This window comes from Bartonella sp. AC535YNZD, assembly GCF_042196625.1.
Taxonomy (GTDB): Bacteria; Pseudomonadota; Alphaproteobacteria; order Rhizobiales; family Rhizobiaceae; genus Bartonella.
Window position 1 is genome coordinate 268,368 of record NZ_JBHIQP010000002.1, and the last position, 24,676, is coordinate 293,043.

Below are 24,676 nucleotides of genomic sequence, written 5' to 3' on the forward strand. Positions count from 1 at the left end.
ACCTTCTCACTCACCCAACTTGACCGCGATGTCTTAGATAATGGTCCGCAATAGCACAAGCAACCATCGCTTCACCAATGGGAACAGCGCGAATCCCAACACATGGATCATGACGTCCCTTCGTTATAACATCTACATCATGACCATCAACATCAATAGAGCGACGAGGCGTTAAAATTGATGAAGTAGGCTTGACAGCAAAACGTGCAACAATTGGCTGTCCACTCGATATTCCCCCTAAAATACCACCAGCATGATTGGATAAAAAAAGTGGTTTTCCATCATTTCCCATCCGCATTTCATCGGCATTTTCTTCTCCCTTCATGCGGGCTGCCGCAAAACCATCCCCAATTTCAACTCCTTTTACTGCATTAATCGACATAAGGAAGGATGCAATATCTTGATCCAGTTTTGCGTAAATAGGTGCTCCTAAACCTGCCGGAACATTTTCTGCAACGATCTCAACAACCGCACCAACAGATGTCCCCTCTTTACGGAGTTTACTGATATAATCACTAAAAATGTGAACCATCTCTGCGTCAGGTGTAAAAAAAGGATTATTATCAACCTCTGACCAATCCCAACGATCACGATTAATATTATGAGGACCAATTGCTATCACTGCTCCTCGAACCACCAAACCAGGAACAATTTTACGTGCAAATGCACCCGCTGCAACACGTGCTGCTGTCTCCCTTGCCGAAGAACGCCCTCCTCCTCGAAAATCACGAATGCCATATTTAATATCATAAGTATAATCCGCATGTCCTGGACGATATTGATGGGCAATCGAGCTATAATCCTTCGAACGCTGATCTGTATTTCTAATCAACAGAGAAATTGGTGTACCTGTTGTAACCAATGCCGTCCCATTGTCCTGAGCGATAGCTCCTGAAAGAATTTCTACTTGATCCAATTCGCGTCGCTGCGTTGTATATACGGATTGTCCTGGTCTCCGTTTGTCAAGATAAGCTTGAACTTCTGCAAGAGTAAAAATAATTCCAGGCGGACAACCATCAATGACACAACCAAGAGCAGCACCATGACTTTCACCCCATGTGGTTACACGAAACAAATGACCAAATGTATTATGCGACATGAAAAAAGATCCGTTTCTCTGTCAAATATACGCCAACGACAACATATGTTGAGTTATACACAAGACAGCTCTTTGTTCCAAAATACTCTCAGCCGCTTTTAATTTGGTCAAATTACCGCTGTTCAATAAAACCCTATAAACCAAACTTTATTCTTTAACGACAGAAATGTCTGGTGCATCAACTGCTTTCATACCTATGATATTATAACCCGAATCGACATGATGAACTTCACCAGTAACAGAACGAGACAAATCTGAAAGAAAATAAAGAGCAGAATCACCAACCTCTTCAATTGTTACTGTACGGCGTAATGGAGCATTATATTCATTCCATTTTAAAATATAACGGAAATCACCAATACCTGAAGCTGCTAACGTTTTAATCGGTCCAGCAGATATCGCATTAACACGAATATTTTTGGGACCTAAATCTACCGCTAAATACTTCACGCTCGCTTCAAGAGCTGCTTTAGCAACCCCCATGACATTATAATTGGGAACAACCTTTTCTGCACCATAATAGGTCAGTGTCAAGATTGAACCGCCATCCGGCATCAACTTTTCTGCACGCTTTGTTAGAGCTGTTAGGGAATAAACGGAAATATTCATGGTCATCATAAAATTTGATTCGCTGATATCAACATAACGACCACTTAATTCATCTTTATTAGAAAAACCAATAGCATGAACTAAAAAATCGAGTTTGCCCCATTTCTTCTCTATGGCTCTAAAGACTGAATCAATAGAAGCACCGTCAGAAACATCACAATGTCCACAAACAAATCCCTTTAATTCTTCAGCCAAAGGCTCAACACGCTTTTTCATGGCTTCACCCTGATAGGTAAAAGCAAGCTCTGCCCCTGCGCTACTCGCCGCTTTAGCAATTCCCCAAGCGATGGAGCGATTATTGGCCAACCCTAAAATTAAGCCACGCTTACCGTACAATAAACCATTACCCTTAGCCATTAGCACTGCCCCATTGTTACTTAAAATTAATATTATTCATTTGCCTATGACACAGGTCAACTTTTTCTTCAAGTAATTGGTTTAAAATCAAGCAAAAACTATGCTTTATATATAAAAAAAATTAAAATTTAATCTTTTTGCATTTGCAAAAACTGTTCTAGCGCAACATTTTTACCTTCCGGCAACATAATACGAACATGCACATAAAGATCATCTCTTGTACCACTTTTTAAACGAAGTCCTTTTCCTTTCAACCGTAAAACGCGATCAGAACTTGACCAAGCAGGAATCGTTAAAACCACACGTCCCTCCAATGTCTCAACTTCTTCTTTTGCTCCCAAAACAGCATGTTTAAGAGAAACTGGTAAATCAAGATGAAGTGCCCTTCCTTCAACCCGAAAACGAGGATGTTTTTGAATCTGAATGGTTATTAATGCATCTCCTGCTTGCCCATGAGGAACCTCTTCTCCCTGACCTTTTAAACGAATAGTTTGCCCGTCTTCAATATAATCTGGAAGTTTAATTTTTAACTTTTTTCCATTAGGAAAAACGGCTTCCACCTTTTCTGCGCCAACCATCTGCTCTAATGTTATGGCAAGATTAGCACGAATATGTGCTCCTTGTTGAGGGCGATTATAGTGTGTGGAATTCGAAAAGCTACCGCCTCCCCCAAACAGATCGCGAAAAATATCACTCGCATCAAAACCTGCACCACCTGAAGAGGAAAAATCAAATCCTCTCGCTCTTCCTGAAAAAGGATTTTGTTTATTGTTAAAATTCTCACCAGCACCATAGGCTTGATAAAGTGGTTTTCCTTCCATATCAATTTCACCGCGGTCAAATTGTGCTTTTTTATCTTTATCACCTATAATTTCATAAGCTTGATTAATTTCAGCAAACTTTTCTTTAGCCTTTGCATCATCTTTATTGTGATCTGGATGATACTTCTTTGCTAATTTTCTAAATGCTGATTTAATCTCTTGCGATTTTGCGGTACGTGCCACACCCAGAATCGTGTAGGGATCACGCATATTGCCCTCTTTTCAATTTTTTGGTTTTCAAAATATCAACGGATATGTTTTCAATATCCCTCATAACTTTATCAATCTATTCTAGAGAATAATTTCTTCTTTCTTTATATGTCTATCAATAAACTAAAATACCAGATAAAATGAGATATTTATTTAATATAGCTCATTATCGTCTATGCTAAAGACAAAAATAATGGAACCACTATAAAAATACACGATAGCATTGACTTTTTGAAAATAGGAAAAAATGCTACTTTACTTCGAGATGACAAAGTAAATAAGAAAATGCCTTACCCATGCTCGCTGACATTTGGAGACACTATGAGCGATAAAATCCCAACAGATGATCATTTTATGCAAATGCAAAAACCTTTTGAACTTTTTGCAAAATGGCTTGAAGAGGCAACAATAAGCGAAATAAATGATCCGAATGCTATGGCACTCGCAACAGTAGACGAAACAGGACTTCCTAATGTTCGTATGGTTCTCCTCAAAGACTACAGTCCCCAAGGATTCGTCTTCTATACCAATTATGAAAGCTGTAAAGGACAAGAAATTTTAAAATCAATGAAGGCATCCTTAGGTTTTCATTGGAAATCGCTCCGTCGTCAGGTCAGAATTAGAGGCATTGTTGAAAAAGTAAGTCAACAGGAAGCGGATGCCTATTTCCAATCGCGACCACGTGGGAGTCGAATTGGGGCATGGGCATCTAAACAATCTCAACCATTAGACAATCGTTTTGTGCTCGAAAAAGCAATTGCTCAATATACTGCACGTTATGCAGTAGGCAATATTCCACGACCACCTTATTGGTCTGGTTTTCGTGTTAAACCCCTTTCTATAGAATTCTGGTGTGATCGCCCATTTCGTTTACATGATCGTCTGCTTTTTACGCGTGATTGTGTTGAACACAGCAATTGGAAAAAACAAAAACTTTATCCTTAATCCTTCAAGCTTTATCGTTATGAAGACTTTGTCTTCCTAAGGGTTCAATGACTATTTTCTATTTGCAAATTTCTAAAACAAAATGATTAGTTTCCTTTCAATAGAAAAGTTTTATTTTCACTATAAAAGTTGGTTGATAATATCTCCTACTGCATTGCTTGAAGACAATAGATGCGCAACAAGCTTTTTTAAGAGAAAACACGATATTCAACAAAAATTATGATTTTATTTTTGTAATTTCTGATAAGAGAAAGTGCACTTTCAATTAAAAAAGTTGTTCATTCCTCCTAAAGTCTATTTTTATTTCAATAAAATTTGAAAAAATCGTTATTTCAAACCAGAAAGATCTGGAATAAAAATAATCATAAAATACAAAAAGCTTTGAACATGAAAAAATAATACACTTTAAAATTAATGAAAGTATCTTTGTATTTTCATTCCTCTCCTCATCATCAGAATATATGATTTTATCTAATTTGTTGTTAAGCTGCAGGATAAAACATCATCCATATACCACCACATACTAAACCAGCAAAAATCACAAGACCAATAAGCGAATTAGATTTGAAAAGCCTGAGGCATTGCGCACTGTCATCTATATCAATAACTTTAATTTGAATAAACATATGGATACTTGCCACAAAAACCCCAAAAAAACTAAGAACAGGGACTTCAGCTAAATAAAATGCTAAACTCACGAACAGTACAAAACCACCATACAAAAATACTAAAGCACGCTTGGTTTCTTTACCGAAGAGAAGTGCTGTAGAACGCACACCAACCGTAGCGTCATCTTCTTTATCTTGATGGGCGTAGATTGTATCATATCCTATGGTCCACAAGATTGATCCCACATAAAGCAAAATCGGTGACCAGCTTAAACTTCCAAAGACAACAGCCCACCCCATTAATGCCCCCCAATTAAATGCAACGCCTAAAAAAAACTGCGGCCAATATGTTACGCGTTTCATAAAAGGATAAAATGCAACAGCTATCAATGACGAAATACCGAGAAAAAAACTAAACCTATTAAATTGTGATAAAACGCCTAAACCAACCAAACATTGCACAAGTATAAAAACTTTTGCTTGAAACCGACTCACATGACCTGTCGGCAATGGGCGAGAACGTGTTCTTTCTACCTGAGAATCGATTTTATGGTCAATAAGATCATTCCAAGTACATCCTGCCCCTCGCATAGCGATGGATCCTAGAAAAAAAAGAAAAAGATACCAAACCCAATGAAGCAACATTGATGAAAGAGTATCATAATGCATTTCATAAGAGAGAAAAGCCATTGTTGTTGACCAAAAACAAGGCCACATCAACAATTGCCATCCGATAGGCCGATCCCAACGCGCCAATTGCGCATAAAACCATAAAGAACAGGGAAGTAAACTATAGACCCATTGTTTGGAAGATGCATCCATAACCCGTCCTTGGCTATTATAGGACTGAACAGGTGCGATATTTTTATTTTTTTTCATCAAATGATTTACCTTTAGTCTTGCGATAGAGACATTTCATTCTTATGAGAAGGAGATGAAATTAATCATCTTCTATGAGAGGAGCAAGCAATGAATATTCTTCTTATTGGCTCAGGTGGACGAGAACATGCTTTAGCATGGAAAATAGCAGCATCACCACTGCTAACAAAGTTATATTGTGCTCCTGGAAATCCTGCAACAACAGAATTTGGTGAAAATATTAATTTAGACATTGATGATCACCCCCTTATTATTGATTTTTGTAAAGCACATTCTATTGATCTTGTGATTGTAGGACCAGAAGCACCATTGGTTGCAGGTATAACAGATTCTCTTAATAGCGCTAACATCTGTGTATTTGGTCCTACTCAAAAAGCTGCTCAACTAGAAGGTTCAAAAGCTTTTACAAAAGATTTATGTCATAAGAATAACATTCCTACAGCAAGTTACCAATGCTTTAATGATGCCGCTAGAGCCAAAGCTTACATTCATCAACAAGGTGTTCCCATTGTTATTAAAGCTGATGGCTTAGCTGCCGGCAAAGGTGTCGTGGTTGCAACAACTATAGAAGAAGCATTTAACGCTGTTGATGCCTGCTTCAAAAGTGCATTTGGGGATGCAGGAAACAAAATTGTTGTAGAATCTTTTCTGGAAGGTGAAGAAGCAAGCTTCTTCTGCCTTTGTGATGGTAAAGTTGCTCTTCCCTTTGGATCTGCTCAAGATCATAAGCGTGTAGGAGATGGAGATACTGGAGCAAACACCGGTGGTATGGGTGCTTATTCACCAGCACCCATCATGACCCAAGAAATAGTGAATCGTACCCTTAAAGAAATTGTTGAACCAGCTTTAAAAAGCATGAACGAAATGGGCGCCCCCTTTAGAGGTATTCTCTTCGTCGGCTTGATGATAACGCAAAAAGGACCCGAATTAATTGAATTTAACGTACGATTCGGTGATCCTGAATGTCAAGTTTTAATGATGCGCCTTAAAGATGATATTCTACCAATTTTTCTTGCCGCAGCTCAAGGAAATCTTGAAAATAAACCTCTTCAGTGGTCTGAAAAGACTGCTCTCACCGTTGTTATGGCTGCTAATGGTTATCCAGACTCTCCCCAAAAAGGGACTGTTATTCGTAACGTTGATAAAATAGATACTCTTCCCGATGTGAAAGTTTTTCAAGCTGGTACAGCATTACGAAATGGACAACTCATTGCAAATGGTGGACGTGTTCTCAATATAACAGCAACAGGAAAAACGATTACGCAAGCACAAAAACGTGCTTATGAAGCCGTTGATTATATTGATTGGCCAGAGGGTTTTGTTCGTCGCGATATCGGATGGCGAGCTATTGCGCGAAAAAACTAAATCCTTTGACTATTCTTTTTTACAATTTGATGATTTCACGTAAGAGCATGATACACAAATTTTCTCACTGTTTTACGTTGACCATAATTTTGAAAAAATGAGTGTGCTTTCCTTTGAACAATCAAATATTGTAAATAGGATACCTACTCATGATGAAATAGGAAAAAATTCTGAATCTGAGAATATAATATAAAATGATCATTTTACTGTTATCTTTACTTTAAACGTATTTTCTCATTCATTTTTATAAACACTTTCTTTTTTATAAAATCCTGAAGAAAAACATATATACTATCATTTCTTTTATCTATCGCGTTTTTTAATGAAATTCCGCTTTTACGAAAAATAAAATGCCCAAAAAAGATAGTTATGTTATTCACATACAAATTCTTAAACAATATCTCTCATGCTCATCACTCCCATTTTACGACACTACCTGCAAATAGTATAAATCCATTCTGCCATCTTTCTGGAATAAAGATAAAAACCGATACCATCTTTGTATTTTCCAACTCTCAATATTACGATAACCCTTTCTATCTAAATGATTTTGATTATAAAAGAGAGATGAAATAAGAATGTTCTGCAATATTCAAAGCTCTCATTCAAAATGGAGAAATGATTTATTAAAAAAAATTTAAAAACACTTCCAGTAATTTTCTGATGTTTTAATAATGTGGCAAAAACCCAAAATTATACCGCAAAAAACAGTTTCTATTGGTACAAAAGCCGTTTTCACCTCTCCGAAAAAAGCGTTTTACATAATAGATTCCTGCTGCCAATGTATGGTGTCAAAAAACTCTCATTTACAATCATTGACTTCCTCTTTGTTTTCAAGAACCAAAAGTCACACCAAATCCCGTCTGTAAAAGTCTGGATTCTCATTGAGCGGGGTCCTCTTGCTTCCCACTCATATGCTGCACTTACACAAAGACCTACAAGCAAACTTAAGAATATTCGCCATATCTTCTAAAAACACTTCATGTGTGAAGTTTACACCCCTTATGTTACCGCCCCAAACAACGATGTTTTACGGCACAACAAGATAAATGCTGATGGTAGTACAACAATGAATGCATATTAATATCACTGGAGTGCGATTCGATTCGCAATCACCAAACGCAAGCCGAACGGATTGCTATAACGAAGTAAAAAACGCTTTTGTCTAGAATACGATGTTGTACCAAAAAATCGATGTAAATCAGAACGATCTTTTACAACCAGAATGCGATTATCTTCATTGATCATAAGCATGGGAAGGCCATAAGTATCCGCCCATAACCGCCAATCCAGAAGAACATTATTCAAATCTCTGGAAACCAAAAGCGGTATACAAGCTTCCTCATCTGCATGAAGTAATTCTAATGCAACAGCTCTTTCTCCTGAACGCGTTTTTACGGTACGTGCTGCAATTCCTTGAAAATGATAAGGAGGTATTAAATGCGATAAGCTTGAAGGCATATCCGTTTTAAAAGAAACACCACGCTCATTTAACGAACAAATTACCTTATTGCCCGTTTTGGATGAAAAATATGTCGTAGTTTGTGGCAAATGGCACGGATCTAACCGAAATTCAAGCACCGCTTTTGCCTGATTAAAGCATTGATTAGCCATATACATTATCCCAATTTATCTTAAATAACATACACCCTTTAGCAGCTTTTTCTCATTGGATTATTAAAAGTTTGAATAAAAAACAACTGGTTTCTTTTTTGGTTATTAAAATCTAAACAAAAATGCATGATCACCATTCTTGAATTATAATACTTTTCCAGGATTCATTATCCCTAAAGGATCGAGCGTTTTTTTAATCCCTTGCATAATATCCAATGCGACAGGCGATTTAAAAGAACGAAGTTCTTCGCGCTTAAGCTGACCAATTCCATGCTCAGCAGAAAATGCACCTTTATAATTCATCACTAAACTATGAATGCGATGGTTCATTGTTGACCATAACTGCAAAAATACTGTCGTATCAGCCCCTACAGGTTGTGTAACATTATAATGCAAATTTCCATCACCCATGTGTCCAAAACAAACCACCCTTGCTCCTGGAGAAATATCTTCAACAATAAGTGCAGCTTCAGCAATAAAATCAGGAATGGAAGCAAGCGGTACTGCAATATCGTGCTTAATAGATCCTCCCGCCAACTTTTGTGCCGATGATATACTTTCTCGTAATTGCCAAAAAAAATCTTGCTGTTTTAAAGATTGCGCAATAACTGCATCTTCTATCACCGCATTCTTTAAAGCTTCTTCTAAAATACTACTCAATACCGATAACGCCTCATCATTGCCTTGCAACGATGAAATGTTCATTAATACATACCATTCATGTTTCTGCTGGAGAGGAGGCTTCTCACACATCTTATAATCTAAAGCCATTTGCAAACTGAGCTTTGACATAAGCTCAAAACCTGTCAACATCCCTCCTCCATATTCTTGAGCCAGAGATAAAAACTCTAAAGCTTTCGCCGGACTATATAATCCCACCAAGGCAACTGCTTTTCCTTTTATTTTTGGAAAAATCTTCAAAACGGCTGCGGTTATAACACCCAATGTGCCTTCTGCACCAATAAAAAGATTTTTTAAATCGTAACCGCTATTGTCTTTTTTAACAAAACGCAAATCATCTAAAATACGCCCGTCCGGTAAAACAACTTCCAAACCAAGACAAAGATCACGCATATTGCCATAAGCCAAAACAGCTGTCCCTCCAGCGTTTGACGAAAGATTTCCCCCTACTTGGCAAGAACCTTCAGATGCCAAAGAAAGAGGGAAAAAACGACCTGATTCATCCACTTTTTTCTGCAAATCCTGTAAAATAACACCAGCCTCTACAACAACAAAATTTCCTTCAAGATTTATAGCTCTAATCTTATTTAATCGCTCCATGGATAAAAGAACGCCCTCTCCTCTTTCATCTGGTTGCTGTCCCCCCACAAGCCCTGTATTCCCCCCCTGTGGTACAATCGGTGTGTGCGTTTTGCTCGCTAACTGCATAATCGATGAGACCTCTGCGCAAGAAGATGGACGTAAAAGTAAAGGTGTTTTTCCATGAAAAAGCCCACGCTCTTCAAGCAAATACGGTGCAATCAACGTCTGATCTGTTACAGCATGCTTGGCTCCAACAATTTCCCTAAACCCCTCAATTAATTCCTGCTCCATATTCATTTCTCCTTTGGAGCCGCAGCCCGTATAAGACGATCATTGATAGCCTCTCCTAATCCGTATGATGGAATAGGTTCTACTGCGATACATCTCACTTTAAATGAATCTAATTCCTTCATATATTGAAATAAATGAGAGGCTGCCTCTTCCAATTTTCCATCTTCGCTAAGGTTTAAAATAGAAACAGCATTTTCAGCCCCCATAACACGCTTTGAACCAAATGCTAAAAGCGCTTCACCACTTTCCACCTTTTCTACATTCAAACGAACCGTGGCATTGGGAGCATAATGCGACTTTAACATCCCAGGAGCTTCAATTGCCGCCCTTTGATCTATCCGTTTTAAAGGCTTCCCCACAACTTCTTCAATTTCATCAGCCGCAAGCCCCCCTGGACGCAAAAGATAAATATTTTCACCACAAATCTTAATAATCGTTGATTCAAGCCCTATTCTAGAAAATCCTCCATCCAATATCAAAGAAACAGATTCCCCCAAAGATGCAAAAACAGCCTCAGCGGAAGTAGGACTAAGACGTCCTGATTGATTCGCACTAGGAGCAGCAAGTGGGCGTCCAAAATATTGTACAACTTCCGCAAAACGACTGTCTGGAAAACGAATAGCCAATGTATTCAAACCGGCAGTCGTTAAAGGATGGATATTATGCTGTTCCTTTAAAGGCAAAACCAATGTCAAAGGCCCTGGCCAAAATTCCTCCATTAATTGGCGTGAAAGAAAGTCGATTTTAACATAACGTTCCGCCATTTCGATGCCGCTGACATGCGCAATAAGAGGATTAATTTGCGGACGACCCTTTGTAGAATAAATAGAAGAAATTGCCCTCCCATTGGTCGCATCGCCTGCTAATCCATAAACAGTTTCCGTTGGTAACGCTACTAACTTTCCTTGTTCAAGAAGCGCTATTGCCTCTTTTATTGAAGCGCTATTGAGTGGTAGAATCGTCATGATACATCATTCCTATAACGTTCTTTTAGTGGTGCAAAACTATAACGATGTAATCCTACGATTGGACCATATTTATTAAGAGCCGTACGATGAACTAACGTTGCATATCCTACATGCTTCTCTAAACCATAGCCTTTATAAACTTGTCCTGCACATTCCATCATCCGGTCACGCGTTACCTTCGCAATAATAGATGCGGCTGCAATTGAAACCGAACGCTGATCGCCCTTAATCAACGCAATTGCGGGACAAGACAACCCAGAGGGAATATCACGTCCATCAACAAGTACATAGTGGGCTGAAACAGCTAATCCTTTAATACAGCGACGCATTGCTTCTAAAGTTGCTTGTCTAATATTAGATTGATCAATTGTACGAGCGCAAACACTAGCAACTGAAACCGCCAATGCACTTTGCAAAATTTCATGATAAAGTCTACTTCGTTGAAGAAAAGAAAGTTTTTTTGAATCATTTAATCCATCAGGAATATGACCTTTATCCAAGATAACTGCTGCCGTTACCACCGGTCCAGCGAGAGGTCCTCGTCCTACTTCATCAACACCAGCTATATGAAAAAAACCCTGTTTCTGCAAATTCAATTCACACAAGAAATTTGGCTGAAGCGGCAAATTAAACATCTTTGATAAATCACAAATACAACAAATATACACTTATTTCTGTAACCTACTTATTTTTTGCAAGCATTACAGTTTTAAATGGCTTTTCAAACATTCTGCGAATTCTTACACAAAAGATAAAAACAAACCATGAGATAAAGAGTATCCTATTGTCCATTTTTCTTCTAAAAAATTATTCTAGCATGTATTCATTTTGTTTAAAAAACAAAAAGTAGATTTCTTTAGTTACCCTTTTCATTATGTATAGTAGAATCAAGACAAAATAAAAGTTTTTATTTCTCAAATAGTTCCTAAAGTTATGATCGGTTTTACAAACCAATTTGGGTACATTGATTTGATAAAAAGAGCTGCCTTTTGCGCTGCTTGTTGATTTTTAAAAATGCCAAAACAAGTTGCCCCCGTTCCAGACATACGAGAAAAAAGAGACCCACATTCATCTAATACAGATAACACTTCGGCTAACTGAGGTGCCATTTTTAATGCCGGAGAAAAAAGATCATTACGCGTTTCTTGTAAAACCTCAACCAATGAATCAACAGTCTTTAAAGCGACTGAATCAATTTTTAAAGAAGGATGATGACGCTTCTCTAACGCTTTAAAAACAGCTTGTGTTGAAATTTCTTGTCCATGATTAACCAATACCATTGCCAGTGAACAAGCCTCTTGTAATCGTATAATCTTTTGACCAATCCCTTTAACCAAAAGGGGCTGCTGATATTCTAATGCAAAAAGACACATGGGTACATCAGCACCAAGAACTAAACTCATTTTTGCTAATTTTTCATAAGGGCAATCAAGATTCCACTGTTGATACAACATGCTTACAACCCCAGCAGCATCACCTGAGCCACCACCAATACCTGAGGCAACAGGTAATGTTTTTACAAGTCGAAAAAACGCAGGTTGAGCACTTTCAGGAAAAGTCTTATGCATAAAATCTCGTGCACGAATAACCAAATTATCTGAATGAGAAACAAGCCCTTTTGCAAATGGCCCCGTTAAAACAAACTGGTCACTTTCACAAGACGCATAGTGTAAGCAATCACCGCTAAGACTAAAATAAACCAAACTTTCTATTAAATGATAACCATCAGCACGTTGCCCCACAACATGCAAAGCCAAATTCAATTTAATGGGTGTAAATACATAAGAATGTCTTTGGATCGAAGCTTTTACATGTGATATCATATGACGTAATATTAACCTATACAGAGTTCTTTTATAAATATGCCCCTTTCATTCATACCTGTAGCATAAACCCTATAAACAGCTTGAAATATTCTTAATTGTTTTCTAAATAAGTAATAAATATGGAGAATTCTTATACAAAATAAACTTTCGTATCATTTCAAGCTTTTTTTCTATCATCTGTTTTTAGATAAAATCTCCTCTCGAATGATTTTTGGCCTCACAAACCGTAACGCTGCCAAAGTGCCCGCTCTTCTGCTGCCATCAACGCACTGTCAACTGCTGTATAAACTGTATGAGCAGTCACTCCTGAATGCGTTTTAGGGCTTAAAAAACTTTTTGGAGGCATAATAAGTCGAAGTTTTGCATCATTACCAAAGCGCTCCTTAATAACAGAACGTACATCATTCAATCCGTCAATCAAACCAAGTTCAACGCCTTTTTTTCCACTCCAAAACATTCCTGTAAAGAGATTCAAATCATTTGATAATTTTGTAGAACGCCGCTCTTTAACTAAATCGATAAAAGTTTGATGTACTTCCAGTTGGAGAGATTTCAAATGCTCAATATCCGCCTTTTTTTCAGGCTGAAATGGATCTAGTGTAACCTTGTTCTTTCCTGCTGTGTAAACGCGCCGTTCCACACCAATTTTCTTTAAAAGTTCCGGAAAACCAAAGGAAGCTGAAACCACCCCAATGGAACCAACAATCGAAGAAGGATCTGCAAAAATTTCATCTCCTGCACAAGCAATCATATAACCACCGGATGCTGCTATATCTTCAATAAATACAAGAACCTTTTTATTTTTTTCTTCTGCCAAATCACGAATACGCTTGAAGATTAAACGCGATTGTACAGGTGAACCTCCAGGAGAATTGATAATAAGGGCAATAGCCGGTGCTTTTTTGTACGCAAAAGCCTTCTCTAAAAGACTAGCACATCTACTAAGGGAAAGCGTACGAGATATAGATGCTGATGAATCCATAATCGCCCCTTGAAGGCGAACGACAGGAATTTCTAGTTTATTGGAAGAAAAACGATGGGGAACAAGTTTCTTGATAACGTCAATCAAAACAAAATCTCCTTATAAGTTAAGAAAAATTAAAGAGGACAGGACAACAAAAAGGAACAACGCGATACCATCCAAAAGCGCCAATCAATCCCCACATTACAACCAGAAATATAATTTCATACAAAAGCTAAACCTCCCTAGTAACAAAGTGTAGACTTTAAAGAATAAACTGAAAAACACAAGATACCATTACAAAAGTTCCCACAAGCTTATATATCCATTATTAATTGCATCAATCCGTGGTGAAAAAGTATGACCATTATCTTCATGTATCACCAGTGCCGGTAAAATAGATAAAGCTGCTCTGCTTCCTCGTTTTGCGTAAAATAAAAGACGAATTGCTGCTGTCTTTGCACGTGCATGCACAGGAACGATGCAAATACCACCAAAGCGCCCTTCTAAAGCACGCAAAATATCTGCCAGTGATTGTGGCCGTGCAATGAGCCCTAAGTATCCACCTGGCTTGACAATCGCTGCTGCACTCCGCAACCAGTTATCAAACATCGCTTCAGGCATAACGTGTGCTTCAGACTTTTGTTGATCAGGTGTCTTGCGATCAGTAGGATTATTAAAAGGTGGATTCATAATCGCAAAATCAAAGCTATTATCTATCAAACCTGCCTTTATACGTTCATTCCCTTTGAAAGTAACATCTGCTTCTAGCAAACAAATGCGGCCAGCAAATTGTTTATTTTGTTTTAGCATAAGCGTTTTTTGAGCGTAAGATATCATAAAAGCCGAACGTTCAACTAAGGTAACATGAACTTTCAGACAACGCGAAGCAACAGCCAGTCCTGCAGCTCCAGCACCAGCACCTAAATCAACAACCTTGCCCTTTAAATCACTTGGAACCAAACTAGCTAATAACATCGCATCCATTCCAGAACGATGACCATATTTATGGGGTTGAACCAAATAAAATTTCCCGCGGTGAAAACTGTCAATTGTTTCACCACTCTGATTCGCTGCTTTATCCATTTAAAAGCCTAATGCTCACCTTTATAAACTGCATTTTTGCCATTCAGCTGCTATTTTAAATTTTTTATTATTTTATAACAATAAGATTACACTCGCTAAAGAACATTTCTTGCCAATAACATTCCAAGCTAACACTTTTAAACGACATCAAAAGCTTGAGTCAAAACCAAACCCCCTTTATGCTAATGAATAAAGTAAATTTTATATATGTCCATTGCAATACTCTAGGAGTAAACACATTGAGTGCAGCTATCAAACCAAAACAAATAAGAAATAATCAAATTTCTCTTCAATCTCTTGTCAATCTTACTCAAAAAGATATGGATTGCGTAAATCAATTTATTCTCTCTATGGCAAAATCAGAGGTTGAGATGATCCCTGAAATTTCTAACCATCTTATTTCATCAGGTGGAAAGCGATTACGCCCAATGATTACGCTCGCTTCTGCTCATATGTTCGGTTATCAAAGTGACGGGCATATAAAACTCGCAACAGCTGTTGAATTTATGCATACAGCAACATTACTACACGATGATGTGATTGATGAAAGTAATTTACGACGTGGAAAATCTACAGCACGTATGATTTGGGGGAATCAAGCAAGTGTACTTGTTGGTGATTTCCTATTGGGGCAGGCCTTTAAAATGATGGTCGATGTCGGTTCCATAGAAGCGCTCTCTGTCCTAGCCAACGCTGCTGCAATTATTGCTGAAGGAGAAGTTATGCAACTTTCTGCCGCAAAAAATATAAAAACCAGCCCTTCAGAATATCTCAAAATCATCGATGCAAAAACAGCAGCACTTTTTTCAGCAGCCGCTGAAGTAGGACCCATTATTGCTGGCTATGGAAATAAAGAGCGTTCTTCATTACGTGAATATGGAACATCCTTAGGTTTAGCTTTCCAATTAATTGATGATGCACTTGACTATAGCGGTAGTGCTCAAAACTTAGGAAAAAATATAGGGGATGATTTTAGAGAAGGAAAAATCACAATGCCTGTTATTCTCGCCTATGAGCGTGGGAATATGCTAGAAAAAGATTTCTGGAAAAAGGCACTTGAAGATGGCAATAATAATGATGAATCCTTCGCACACGCACAACACTTAATGGAAAAGTATGATAGTATCACAGATACAATAGAACAAGCACGCATCTATGGAAAATATGCAATTGATGCTCTTGTTCCCATGAATGAAAATCTTGCTTATAATGCTCTCGTTGAGACTGTTGAATTTTGTATTGCGCGCGTAAACTGAATTCTTTGCAAGAATCGCAGTATTTCTCAACAAAGTAATGAGATATGATCTATAAACAACACCATCAATTGATTATCTTGAAAAGGATTAGCTCCATGTGCTCTGCAACGGTATCTCGACTTTTTGCCCTCTTTATCGTGGGTATCATGCTGATGCCATCCCTCACCTACAGTAAAATAAGTGCAGCAACTCATACAAGCTCATTTACAGGTGCTTATTTAGCTGGAAGGGTTGCAAATCATGAAAATAAAACAGAACTTGCTATCAATTATTTTAAACAAGCACTGGTTTATCAACCTGATAACATTGAAACACAAAAAGAGCTCCTTGAAGCTATGCTCTCGGTCGGAAACTTTAAAGAAGCTGTCCAACAAGCCCAAAAACTCAAAGAGAACGATGTTATAACTCCCTTTGTTTCCTTAACTTTGTCAGTAGAAAGTCTCATCAAAAAAGATTATAAGAATGCCAAGGCTCTTCTGAAATTAAAGGAACTTCCTACGTCCAATAATCCAATACCTGAATTAATTAGTGCTTGGATTACATTTGGATCTGGACACAAATCTCAGGCAATCGATGATCTTAAGAAACTCAAAGGTCCTGTCTGGTATGATCTTTTTATATCTTATCATCTAGCACTTATGAGCGACCTTGCAGAACGGCCAAAGGATGCAAAAAAATATTTCATTAAAGCACTGAGTAACAAACAGGGAACTCTTATCGCTCCTAATACTTATGAGCGTATTATCATAGCCTATGCCTCATTCCAATTGCGCCATAATATGCGCAACCAAGCCCTTCAAACAATCCAGCATGGCGAACAAATGTTGTCAGGTCGAGAAGTCCTTAAAAACTTTCAAGAAAAAATTGAAAAAAAATCTTTCTTAGAGAGAGTTATTAAAACACCTCAACAAGGAGCAGCCGAGGTATTATATAATTTTGGAACAGCCCTCAACTACAAAAACTCAGGGCGAATTGCACGTATTTTTAAGCAATTATCTTTCGCCTTATACCCTCAAAATGACGCAACACTGTTTCAGCTCGCACACATTTCTGCTAAATTGAACGATCCACATCAAGCAATTAAACTTTATCGCGCTTTATCCCCTAAATCTCCTTATTATAAAGATGGACAACTTCATCTTGCATTCCTTCTTGCCAATAACAACAATTACAAAGAAGCAATAAAATTACTCACATTGTTAAATAAAAAATTTCCCAATGATCGTAATATTTTGATAACGCTCGTTGCTTTTTATATGCAGGACAATAAATTTCTTGAGGCTATTAAAACTCTAGACTACGCTATTACAAAGATAAAAAACTTTCAGCAGGACGATTGGAAACTCTTTTATCAGCGTGGTATTGCTTTTGAACGTTTAAAGCAATGGCCAAAAGCAGAACTTGACTTGCGAAAATCACTTGAATTTTTCCCAAATCAACCGCAGGTTCTTAATTATTTAGCCTATTCCCTTGTGGAACGTGGTGAGAAGCTTGAAGAATCGCTCCGTATGCTACAAAAAGCCTCTGCTTTGCAAGCTCACAACAGTCATATTCTCGATTCTTTAGGGTGGGCTTATTATAAACTAAAAGAATATAATAAAGCAGTGCAAATATTAGAAAATGCTGTCAGATTACAACCTGAAGACCCAACACTGAATGATCATTTAGGGGATGCCTATTGGAAAGTTGGACGTAAACGTGAAGCAATCTTTCAATGGAACCACGCAATTGACGGAAAACCAGAAAATTCTGAACAAATTCAAGAAAAGTTGAAATTTGGTTTGCAATAAACGATGCTTAACCATAAACCACATGAATAATAAATAGAGAAACTAAAATTACTTTGTTTTTTTGTTTAGTCCAATATAAAGAGTATAAAGCGTGAAACTGCCTGAACATCTTAACCCCAAACGTTCTTTTCAGGGACTAATCTTAACTTTGCAAAATTATTGGGCACACTATGGATGTGCAATTTTGCAACCTTACGATATGGAAGTCGGAGCTGGGACTTTTCATCCAGCAACAACATTACGCTCTCTAGGGCCACGCCCTTGGAAAGTTGCTTATGTCCAACCCTCTCGACGTCCAACAGATGGCCGATATGGTAAGAATCCAAATCGTTTACAACACTATTATCAATTCCAAGTGCTTCTCAAACCCTCTCCGCTCAATCTACAAGAACTTTATATAAAGTCGCTACAAGCTATCGGGCTTGATACAAAACTGCATGATATTCGCTTTGTTGAAGATGATTGGGAAAGTCCCACTCTTGGTGCTTGGGGGCTTGGATGGGAATGTTGGTGCGATGGAATGGAAGTCTCTCAATTTACTTATTTTCAACAAGTGTGCGGCATTGAATGCGCTCCAGTTTCAGGGGAACTCACATACGGTCTTGAGCGTCTAGCGATGTATATCCAAGGGGTTGATAACGTCTATGACCTTAACTTTAATGGTTTAGAGGGAGAAAACAAAATAAGTTATAGAGATATTTTTTTACAGGCAGAACAGGAATACTCATATTACAACTTCGAATTTGCTGATACAAAACTGCTCCATCAGCACTTTATCGATGCAGAACGCGAATGCAGCGCACTTCTTGATGCTGGAAAACCAAATAAAGAAAATGTATTCCATCGCTGTGTTTTTCCTGCCTATGATCAATGTATTAAAGCGAGCCATATCTTTAATCTTTTGCAAGCACGTGGCGTTATTTCTGTAACCGAACGACAAAATTACATTCTTCGCGTTCGTAATCTCGCGCGCCGTTGTGGGGAAGCCTTCTTACTCACAGAAGCTGGACAAATATATACTGGAGAGGCCTAATGTCTGATCTTCTTCTTGAACTTTTCAGTGAAGAAATACCCGCACGTATGCAACGAAAAGCTGCTGCTGATCTTAAAAAAGCTGTTACGGATCAACTTGTGAATGCTGGATTAACCTATAAAGCCGCTCGTGAATATTGGACACCTCGTCGGTTAACATTGGACGTACGCGGACTTTCTATACGCTCCAAAGATGTCCATGAAGAACGCAAAGGTCCCAGTATAAAATCACCACAGCATGTAATTGATGGTTTTCTACGTGCAACAGGATTAAATAATGTTTCTGAAGCGCATATTGGACATGATGATAAAAAAGGTCATTTTTATATTGCTAAAATTGTTAAAAAAGGTCGAGCTGCAGAAGAAATTATTGCCGATATTTTACCGGATATTATCCGCAACTTTCCATGGCCTAAATCTATGCGTTGGGGAAAAGATTCAGCACAAAGTGGTACTTTGAAGTGGATTAGACCTTTACAAAATATTCTTTGCATCTTCGGACCAGAAATTGGCGAAACACATGTTGTTCCGTTTACAATTGGTTCTCTTAAGAGCAATAATCTAACTTATGGTCATCGTTTCTTAAGTGACGGAAAGCCATTCCAGGTGCGTCGCTTTGATGACTATGTTACTCAACTTGAAACACACAAAGTCATTCTGGATGCAGAAAGACGAAAGAATATTATTTTAGCTGATGCTCAAAATCTTTGCTTTGCAAACGGTTTAGAACTGGTTCAAGATAATGCCCTCCTAGAAGAAGTTTCTGGCCTTGTTGAATGGCCTGTTATCCTTATGGGTGATTTTGACAAATCATTCCTTGATATTCCTCCAGAAATTATTCGCTTGACCATTCGAGCTAATCAAAAATGTTTTGTCACCCGCAAACAAGGAGAAAAAGTAAAACTTTCTCATCGTTTTATTCTCGTTTCTAATATTCTTGCAAATGATGAAGGCAAAGAAATTTCGAAAGGAAATAGTAAGGTTGTCCGTGCCCGTCTTTCTGATGCACTTCATTTTTGGCAAACCGATCAGCGTGATTTGCCCGATATTAAACAATTGGAATCTTCTGTAAAAAAATTTGATCTTGATATAAAAAAACCTCTTGATCAAAGAATGGCGCGACTTGATCATTTGAATGTAACTTTTCACGCCAAATTAGGTACACAAGGTGCAAGAGTAGAACGCATCGCTACACTCGCACAAAAAATTGCACCTTTGATACAAGCAGATCCTCTCTTAGCGAAACGTGCAGCCATCCTTGCAAAAGCTGATTTGCAAACAGAAATTGTCGGAGAATTTCCTGAACTACAAGGTGTTATGGGGCAAAAATACGCCCTTCTTCAAGGGGAAGATCCTCACGTCGCTGTAGCAATCGAAGACCATTATAAACCTCAAGGACCAACAGATCGTCTTCCACAAGAACCACTTGCTATAACCGTTATGCTCTCCGACAAAATTGACATGCTCGTTGGCTTTTGGCTCATTAATGAAAAACCAACGGGCTCAAAAGATCCCTATGCGTTAAGACGAGCAGCATTGGGAATTATTAGGCTTGTACTTTCGCGAGATTGGAAAATCAATCTTATGCCACTGTTCCAGTTAGCAACGAATCTTTTCTTACAACAAAAAAATAAATATGAAATCTCTCAAAGAGAAAATCCACAATTGCAGAATCTGCTTCCAGAAAAAACAGAATATATTTTATCAGATCTGTTATTCTTTTTTCATGACCGTTTGAAAATCTATCTAAAAGAGGAAGGCGCTCGTTACGACGCCCTTGAAGCCGTTTTAAATAAAGATTCTGATGATTTTTTATTGGTTGCACGTCGTGTCGAATCGCTTATCGCTTTTATCAACACCCATGATGGAATGAACTTTGTAGCCTCTGTAAAACGTACTGCCAATATTCTTGAAAATGAATTTCAAAAAAGCACAAAAATAGCGAATGAAATTAATTTTGAGCTTTTTGTCGAGAAAGAAGAAAAACAGCTCTATCATGCAATCTGTGAAGTAGAAAAAAAAGTTCTTGCTCCCATCAATACAACAAATTTATCATTTGCCCTCAGTGTGCTAACGCCACTTGGAAAATTGATTGATATATTTTTTGAAAAAGTATTGGTGAATGATAAAAAACCTGATGTTCGTGCTAACCGTCTTGCTCTTCTCAAACGCACTCACATTGTTACACAATCGGTTGCAGACTTCTCAAAACTTGTCATTTAAAATCAAAGAGCCTATTAACTGATAAAAACAATGAAGATAAATTTTTCTTTTTTATGACTTTTATTAATTAATATTGATACTAATTAATATTGAGAAAATTATGCAACCAAAGAGACTGTTCTTTATCTCTCAAATATCATTAATTAAGATATGTTTTCATTTTGATAAATGATTCTTTCTCAAGAGACTCTTTAATAAGTTCATCTACCTTGTTAGCATCTATTTCTCTTGTAATAAGGGTACGTGCTGTAGAAATTGCCAAATCAATAGCCGATGAAGAAACCATGCGCATAGCATCGGCTTCTGCTTGGGAAATTTTTTGTTCTGCCAATTTATTGCGGTTTTTTACATATTCTTCTGCTTTTGCACGGGCTTCAGCAATAACAGATTCAACTTCATGCTTTGCTGCTGCAATAATTTCTTGCGCATCTTTTTCTGCTTCTGCATGTTTGCGTTGATATTCAGCCAATATTTCCTGTGCCTCTTCACGAAGACGCAGAGCCTCATCCAGTTCATCTTTGATACGTTTCGCGCGCGCATCAAGATGGTGTATAACCCTCTGTGGAATTTGGAAATAGACTAAAAGAGCCAAAAAAAGAACTAACCCAACAAATGCCCAAAAAGTATCAGTCATCTTTTTCTTCCTCAATAATCCGCAGTTTTAACAACTGAACGAACAGCCTCTTTGTTGATATCAACGTCAATCAATTTTTTCACAATTTCAAGAGCTACTTCTTCAGCGATAGAACCAACATTTTGCATGGCTTTATCCCGAATTTTTGCTATCTGTTTTTCAGCATCTGCGAGTTTTTTCTCTAAACTCTCTTCAATTTCTTTCCGTTCAAGCTCTGCCTTTTCTTTTAATTCTTCACTAGCTACCTGCGCTATAGCCTGCGCGTTCAAACGCGCTTCTGCTAATTTCCGCTCATAAGTTTCAACAACAATGTCTGCTTCTTGCTTCATGCGCATTGCCTGATCTAAATCAGATGCGATTCGATCTCGCCGTGTTTCAATAACACCGCCAATACGTGGTACAATTACACGGGAGATAAAAAGATAAAACAGTCCGAAAGAAATTGCCAACCAGAAAAAATGCGAACCAAAATGCACAAAATCAAAAGGCGGAAACACACGATTTGCATGCTCTGCCACCTTTTTAATATGTTCTATCGACGTTTCAGTGTTCTGTGCATAAGCGCTTGAAACAAACATCTTCTTTCATCCTTTAAATAGCTTATTAAAGCCCTCTATAACCGATGATAACTGACAAACATCTCTCTGGCATCTCTCTGGTTAAGAGCCTAAAAGGGTAAATCTTTCCTCATGCAAGAACAGATATACCCTTTTGATGATGATTAAACCCCAAAAAGAAGTAATAAAGCAATGAGCAATGAAAAAATTCCCAAAGCTTCTGTAACAGCAAAACCAAAGACGAGACGTCCAAACTGACTATCTGCTGCTGATGGATTTCGTAATGCACCAGAAAGATAGCTACCAAAAATATTACCAAGTCCTAAAGCTGTTCCAGCCATACCAAAGCAAGCAAGACCAGCGCCAATATATTTTGCTGCAAGCACCATTTCCATGTTATTCTCCTTTAAAGCGAAATTGCATTATTCGACGGAAAACCGCCAGTTTTATTAATGTCCTGGATGAATTGCATCATTAAGATACATACAAGTTAAAACCGTAAAGACGTAAGCCTGAAGAAATGCGACCAAAAACTCAAGAGCAGTAATTGCTACAGTCATAATAAGCGGTAAAATCGAACCACCCACACCTACGAGCCCTACCCCAATCATTGAAACAACAAACCCAGAAAACACTTTAAGCGTAATATGACCAGCAAGCATATTCGCAAAAAGACGAAGAGAAAGACTAATTGGACGGGAGAGAAAAGAAATAACCTCAATCATTGTCACCAGAGGTAAAACCACAACAGGAACTCCACTGGGAACGAACAGTTTCAAAAAGCTGACCCCATGCTTATAAAAGCCATACCCAATCACCGTCAAAATTACCACCATTGCTAACGAAAACGTGATCATGATTTGAGACGTAACCGTATAAAAATAAGGAAAGAGACCAATAAAGTTAGCAACCAAAATAAAAGTAAACAGAGAAAAAACTAAAGGAAAAAACTGCATTCCCTGCACACCAGATGATTCCCGCAGAGTCGATGCTACAAACTCATAGGCCATTTCCGAAAGAGACTGCATCCGCGTTGGAACCAATCCACGACTCGATGATGAAATAAAGAGAAAAATAGAAGTTACAACAACCGTGAGGACTGTAAACAATGATACATTTGTAAACGATAAATCCATATTTCCTATGGAAATCTTAATCAGCCTTAAAACCTCAAACTGATGAATAGGATCTGGAGCGTGCGCTGTCACTTCAACCTCATTTATCGGACCTCTCATTGGCCCTTTTATTTTGTTTATCTTGGCGCAATACGCCTTCTTTTCCTAATTGACTGGAGGAAACATACCCCACAGACCGAAGAATACTCAATACACCAGCAGCAAATCCAAAGAAGAGAAAAAATACCAATCCCCAAGGCCATGAACCTGCTAACTTATCAAACCCCAACCCCAAAACAATACCAACTATAACACTTGCCAGAAACTCACTGGAAAGCTTAATTGCACCTGCCATCCTTCCTTGTGATTTTTCCCGCTTATTCCTATGCTCCCGCTTCTTTAATGCTTGCTTGCGTACTAAAGCTACGCTTAAGTTCCTACTACGGCATTCCAAATCCTCTGAATGAAGACACTCTCCTTGCTTTTCCTCTTCAGCCTCCTTACAGCTCATAACGGGTTTCTCGCCCATCGCCATCATTGGCTCCTTAATTAAAAAGCAACGTAAGAATACATTTCATAAAACCGTGTGCATCATATTGTTCCCGAATTTATTCGTCAAGATACTAAAAGAAATCTATCACAAGTTATCGTATAAATTTTATTGCAGAAATAACGTATTTTTCAATTTACATGCTTTCTTAAAAAGATATTCCAAGCACCTAAACCGATTTCACGACAGCACCCGTGAATGTATAACGAAAAGTTCACGTGAATAATATAAAACTCATAGAACAACCATTTTTACGTTTAACAAAAGGTGTAAACTAATACCATCTTATTTTCCGACTCCCAATGTTATATCAGTCCTAGTTTTGAAAGAGAACATAGAAAGCTAAAAACAGTATGAGAGCGTTGGTTTTCTCCTTTTATTCGAATAAACTTGCACTTTTTATTTTATGAAAATAATAATAATCAATTGTTTCTATATGATCCTATTCGCAAAGTATTTTACATACGCCATTAAAGGCCCCACCACGAAATGAGCTTGAGGGTATTAAGAGAAGTTCCTTTAAATACAAGATATTAATAAATCTAAAATTTCAAATAGATTAAGCCAATAGAACATAATAAATTTTAAATACGATTACCATACCACTTTATACAATT

General features: G+C 37.8%; 22 protein-coding genes. 6 read left to right on the forward strand and 16 right to left on the reverse strand.

The window, feature by feature from the left end; genetic code table 11:
* Nucleotides 1-10 precede the first annotated feature (10 nt).
* From aroC to ACFIM8_RS02365, 3 genes are all read right to left on the reverse strand, one after another.
* The gene (gene aroC / locus ACFIM8_RS02355; RefSeq protein ID WP_375614429.1) at nt 11-1,099 is read right to left on the reverse strand and encodes a chorismate synthase; all 1,089 of its coding nucleotides are present in this window, start codon (nt 1,097-1,099) and stop codon (nt 11-13) included.
* Nucleotides 1,100-1,246: 147 nt separating this feature from the next.
* Nucleotides 1,247-2,065, reverse strand: a complete 819-nt coding sequence (gene fabI, locus ACFIM8_RS02360) for an enoyl-ACP reductase FabI (protein ID WP_375609084.1) — start codon at nt 2,063-2,065, stop codon at nt 1,247-1,249.
* A 128-nt stretch (nt 2,066-2,193) separates the two neighbouring features.
* Nucleotides 2,194-3,096 (reverse strand): DnaJ C-terminal domain-containing protein, encoded by a 903-nt coding sequence (locus ACFIM8_RS02365; RefSeq protein ID WP_375606417.1) that lies wholly within the window; start codon nt 3,094-3,096, stop codon nt 2,194-2,196.
* A 321-nt stretch (nt 3,097-3,417) separates the two neighbouring features.
* Between ACFIM8_RS02365 and pdxH the strand changes: the two genes are divergently transcribed.
* Nucleotides 3,418-4,041: a pyridoxamine 5'-phosphate oxidase gene (pdxH, locus tag ACFIM8_RS02370; RefSeq protein ID WP_375609083.1), complete on the forward strand. Its 624-nt coding sequence runs from the start codon at nt 3,418-3,420 to the stop codon at nt 4,039-4,041.
* A 482-nt stretch (nt 4,042-4,523) separates the two neighbouring features.
* On the opposite strand, the gene ubiA is transcribed toward pdxH, so the two are convergent.
* Nucleotides 4,524-5,528, reverse strand: coding sequence for a 4-hydroxybenzoate octaprenyltransferase (ubiA, locus tag ACFIM8_RS02375; protein WP_375606419.1), 1,005 nt, complete (start codon nt 5,526-5,528; stop codon nt 4,524-4,526).
* A gap of 90 nt (nt 5,529-5,618) precedes the next feature.
* Between ubiA and purD the strand changes: the two genes are divergently transcribed.
* Nucleotides 5,619-6,893 carry a phosphoribosylamine--glycine ligase gene (gene purD / locus ACFIM8_RS02380; protein WP_375606420.1) on the forward strand — a complete coding sequence of 425 codons (1,275 nt, stop codon included), beginning with the start codon at nt 5,619-5,621 and terminating at the stop codon, nt 6,891-6,893.
* Between the two features lie 1,086 nt (nt 6,894-7,979).
* Here purD and ACFIM8_RS02385 read toward each other — a convergent pair.
* From ACFIM8_RS02385 to ACFIM8_RS02415, 7 genes are all read right to left on the reverse strand, one after another.
* Complete coding sequence (locus ACFIM8_RS02385; protein ID WP_375609082.1) at nt 7,980-8,507, reverse strand: DUF6101 family protein; 528 nt, start codon at nt 8,505-8,507, stop codon at nt 7,980-7,982.
* 144 nt (nt 8,508-8,651) lie between these two features.
* The gene (locus ACFIM8_RS02390) at nt 8,652-10,061 is read right to left on the reverse strand and encodes an FAD-binding oxidoreductase (protein ID WP_375614430.1); all 1,410 of its coding nucleotides are present in this window, start codon (nt 10,059-10,061) and stop codon (nt 8,652-8,654) included.
* Nucleotides 10,062-10,063: 2 nt separating this feature from the next.
* A complete protein-coding gene (locus ACFIM8_RS02395; protein ID WP_375607815.1) occupies nt 10,064-11,026 on the reverse strand; it encodes an L-threonylcarbamoyladenylate synthase in 963 nt (320 codons plus the stop codon).
* Complete coding sequence (locus tag ACFIM8_RS02400) at nt 11,023-11,664, reverse strand: ribonuclease HII (protein WP_375606424.1); 642 nt, start codon at nt 11,662-11,664, stop codon at nt 11,023-11,025. The genes ACFIM8_RS02395 and ACFIM8_RS02400 overlap by 4 nt, the downstream gene beginning before the upstream one ends.
* Before the next feature lie 279 nt (nt 11,665-11,943).
* Nucleotides 11,944-12,852, reverse strand: a complete 909-nt coding sequence (locus ACFIM8_RS02405) for a 4-(cytidine 5'-diphospho)-2-C-methyl-D-erythritol kinase (protein ID WP_375614431.1) — start codon at nt 12,850-12,852, stop codon at nt 11,944-11,946.
* A 220-nt stretch (nt 12,853-13,072) separates the two neighbouring features.
* Entirely contained in the window at nt 13,073-13,924 is an 852-nt protein-coding gene (locus tag ACFIM8_RS02410) for a S49 family peptidase (RefSeq protein ID WP_375614432.1), read from the reverse strand.
* Between the two features lie 189 nt (nt 13,925-14,113).
* Entirely contained in the window at nt 14,114-14,902 is a 789-nt protein-coding gene (locus tag ACFIM8_RS02415) for a tRNA1(Val) (adenine(37)-N6)-methyltransferase (protein ID WP_375614433.1), read from the reverse strand.
* Nucleotides 14,903-15,081: 179 nt separating this feature from the next.
* Between ACFIM8_RS02415 and ACFIM8_RS02420 the strand changes: the two genes are divergently transcribed.
* The 4 genes from ACFIM8_RS02420 to glyS all read left to right on the forward strand — a co-directional run bounded on the left by ACFIM8_RS02420 (nt 15,082) and on the right by glyS (nt 21,203).
* Entirely contained in the window at nt 15,082-16,158 is a 1,077-nt protein-coding gene (locus tag ACFIM8_RS02420; protein ID WP_375606428.1) for a polyprenyl synthetase family protein, read from the forward strand.
* Between the two features lie 95 nt (nt 16,159-16,253).
* Nucleotides 16,254-17,948, forward strand: a complete 1,695-nt coding sequence (locus ACFIM8_RS02425; protein ID WP_375614434.1) for a tetratricopeptide repeat protein — start codon at nt 16,254-16,256, stop codon at nt 17,946-17,948.
* A gap of 91 nt (nt 17,949-18,039) precedes the next feature.
* Nucleotides 18,040-18,981 carry a glycine--tRNA ligase subunit alpha gene (locus ACFIM8_RS02430; protein ID WP_375606430.1) on the forward strand — a complete coding sequence of 314 codons (942 nt, stop codon included), beginning with the start codon at nt 18,040-18,042 and terminating at the stop codon, nt 18,979-18,981.
* Nucleotides 18,981-21,203 (forward strand): glycine--tRNA ligase subunit beta, encoded by a 2,223-nt coding sequence (gene glyS / locus ACFIM8_RS02435; RefSeq protein ID WP_375614435.1) that lies wholly within the window; start codon nt 18,981-18,983, stop codon nt 21,201-21,203. Before ACFIM8_RS02430 ends, glyS begins: the two co-directional genes overlap by 1 nt.
* Before the next feature lie 139 nt (nt 21,204-21,342).
* Here the strand turns inward: glyS and ACFIM8_RS02440 are convergent, their stop codons facing one another.
* The 5 genes from ACFIM8_RS02440 to ACFIM8_RS02460 form a co-directional block, all read right to left on the reverse strand.
* The gene (locus ACFIM8_RS02440) at nt 21,343-21,837 is read right to left on the reverse strand and encodes a F0F1 ATP synthase subunit B (protein WP_375606432.1); all 495 of its coding nucleotides are present in this window, start codon (nt 21,835-21,837) and stop codon (nt 21,343-21,345) included.
* Between the two features lie 11 nt (nt 21,838-21,848).
* Nucleotides 21,849-22,415 carry a F0F1 ATP synthase subunit B gene (locus ACFIM8_RS02445; protein ID WP_375606433.1) on the reverse strand — a complete coding sequence of 189 codons (567 nt, stop codon included), beginning with the start codon at nt 22,413-22,415 and terminating at the stop codon, nt 21,849-21,851.
* A 143-nt stretch (nt 22,416-22,558) separates the two neighbouring features.
* Nucleotides 22,559-22,789: a F0F1 ATP synthase subunit C gene (locus ACFIM8_RS02450; protein WP_005773968.1), complete on the reverse strand. Its 231-nt coding sequence runs from the start codon at nt 22,787-22,789 to the stop codon at nt 22,559-22,561.
* Between the two features lie 54 nt (nt 22,790-22,843).
* Entirely contained in the window at nt 22,844-23,602 is a 759-nt protein-coding gene (locus tag ACFIM8_RS02455; RefSeq protein WP_375606478.1) for a F0F1 ATP synthase subunit A, read from the reverse strand.
* Between the two features lie 7 nt (nt 23,603-23,609).
* Nucleotides 23,610-24,044 (reverse strand): AtpZ/AtpI family protein, encoded by a 435-nt coding sequence (locus ACFIM8_RS02460; RefSeq protein WP_375614436.1) that lies wholly within the window; start codon nt 24,042-24,044, stop codon nt 23,610-23,612.
* Between the last annotated feature and the right edge of the window lie 632 nt (nt 24,045-24,676).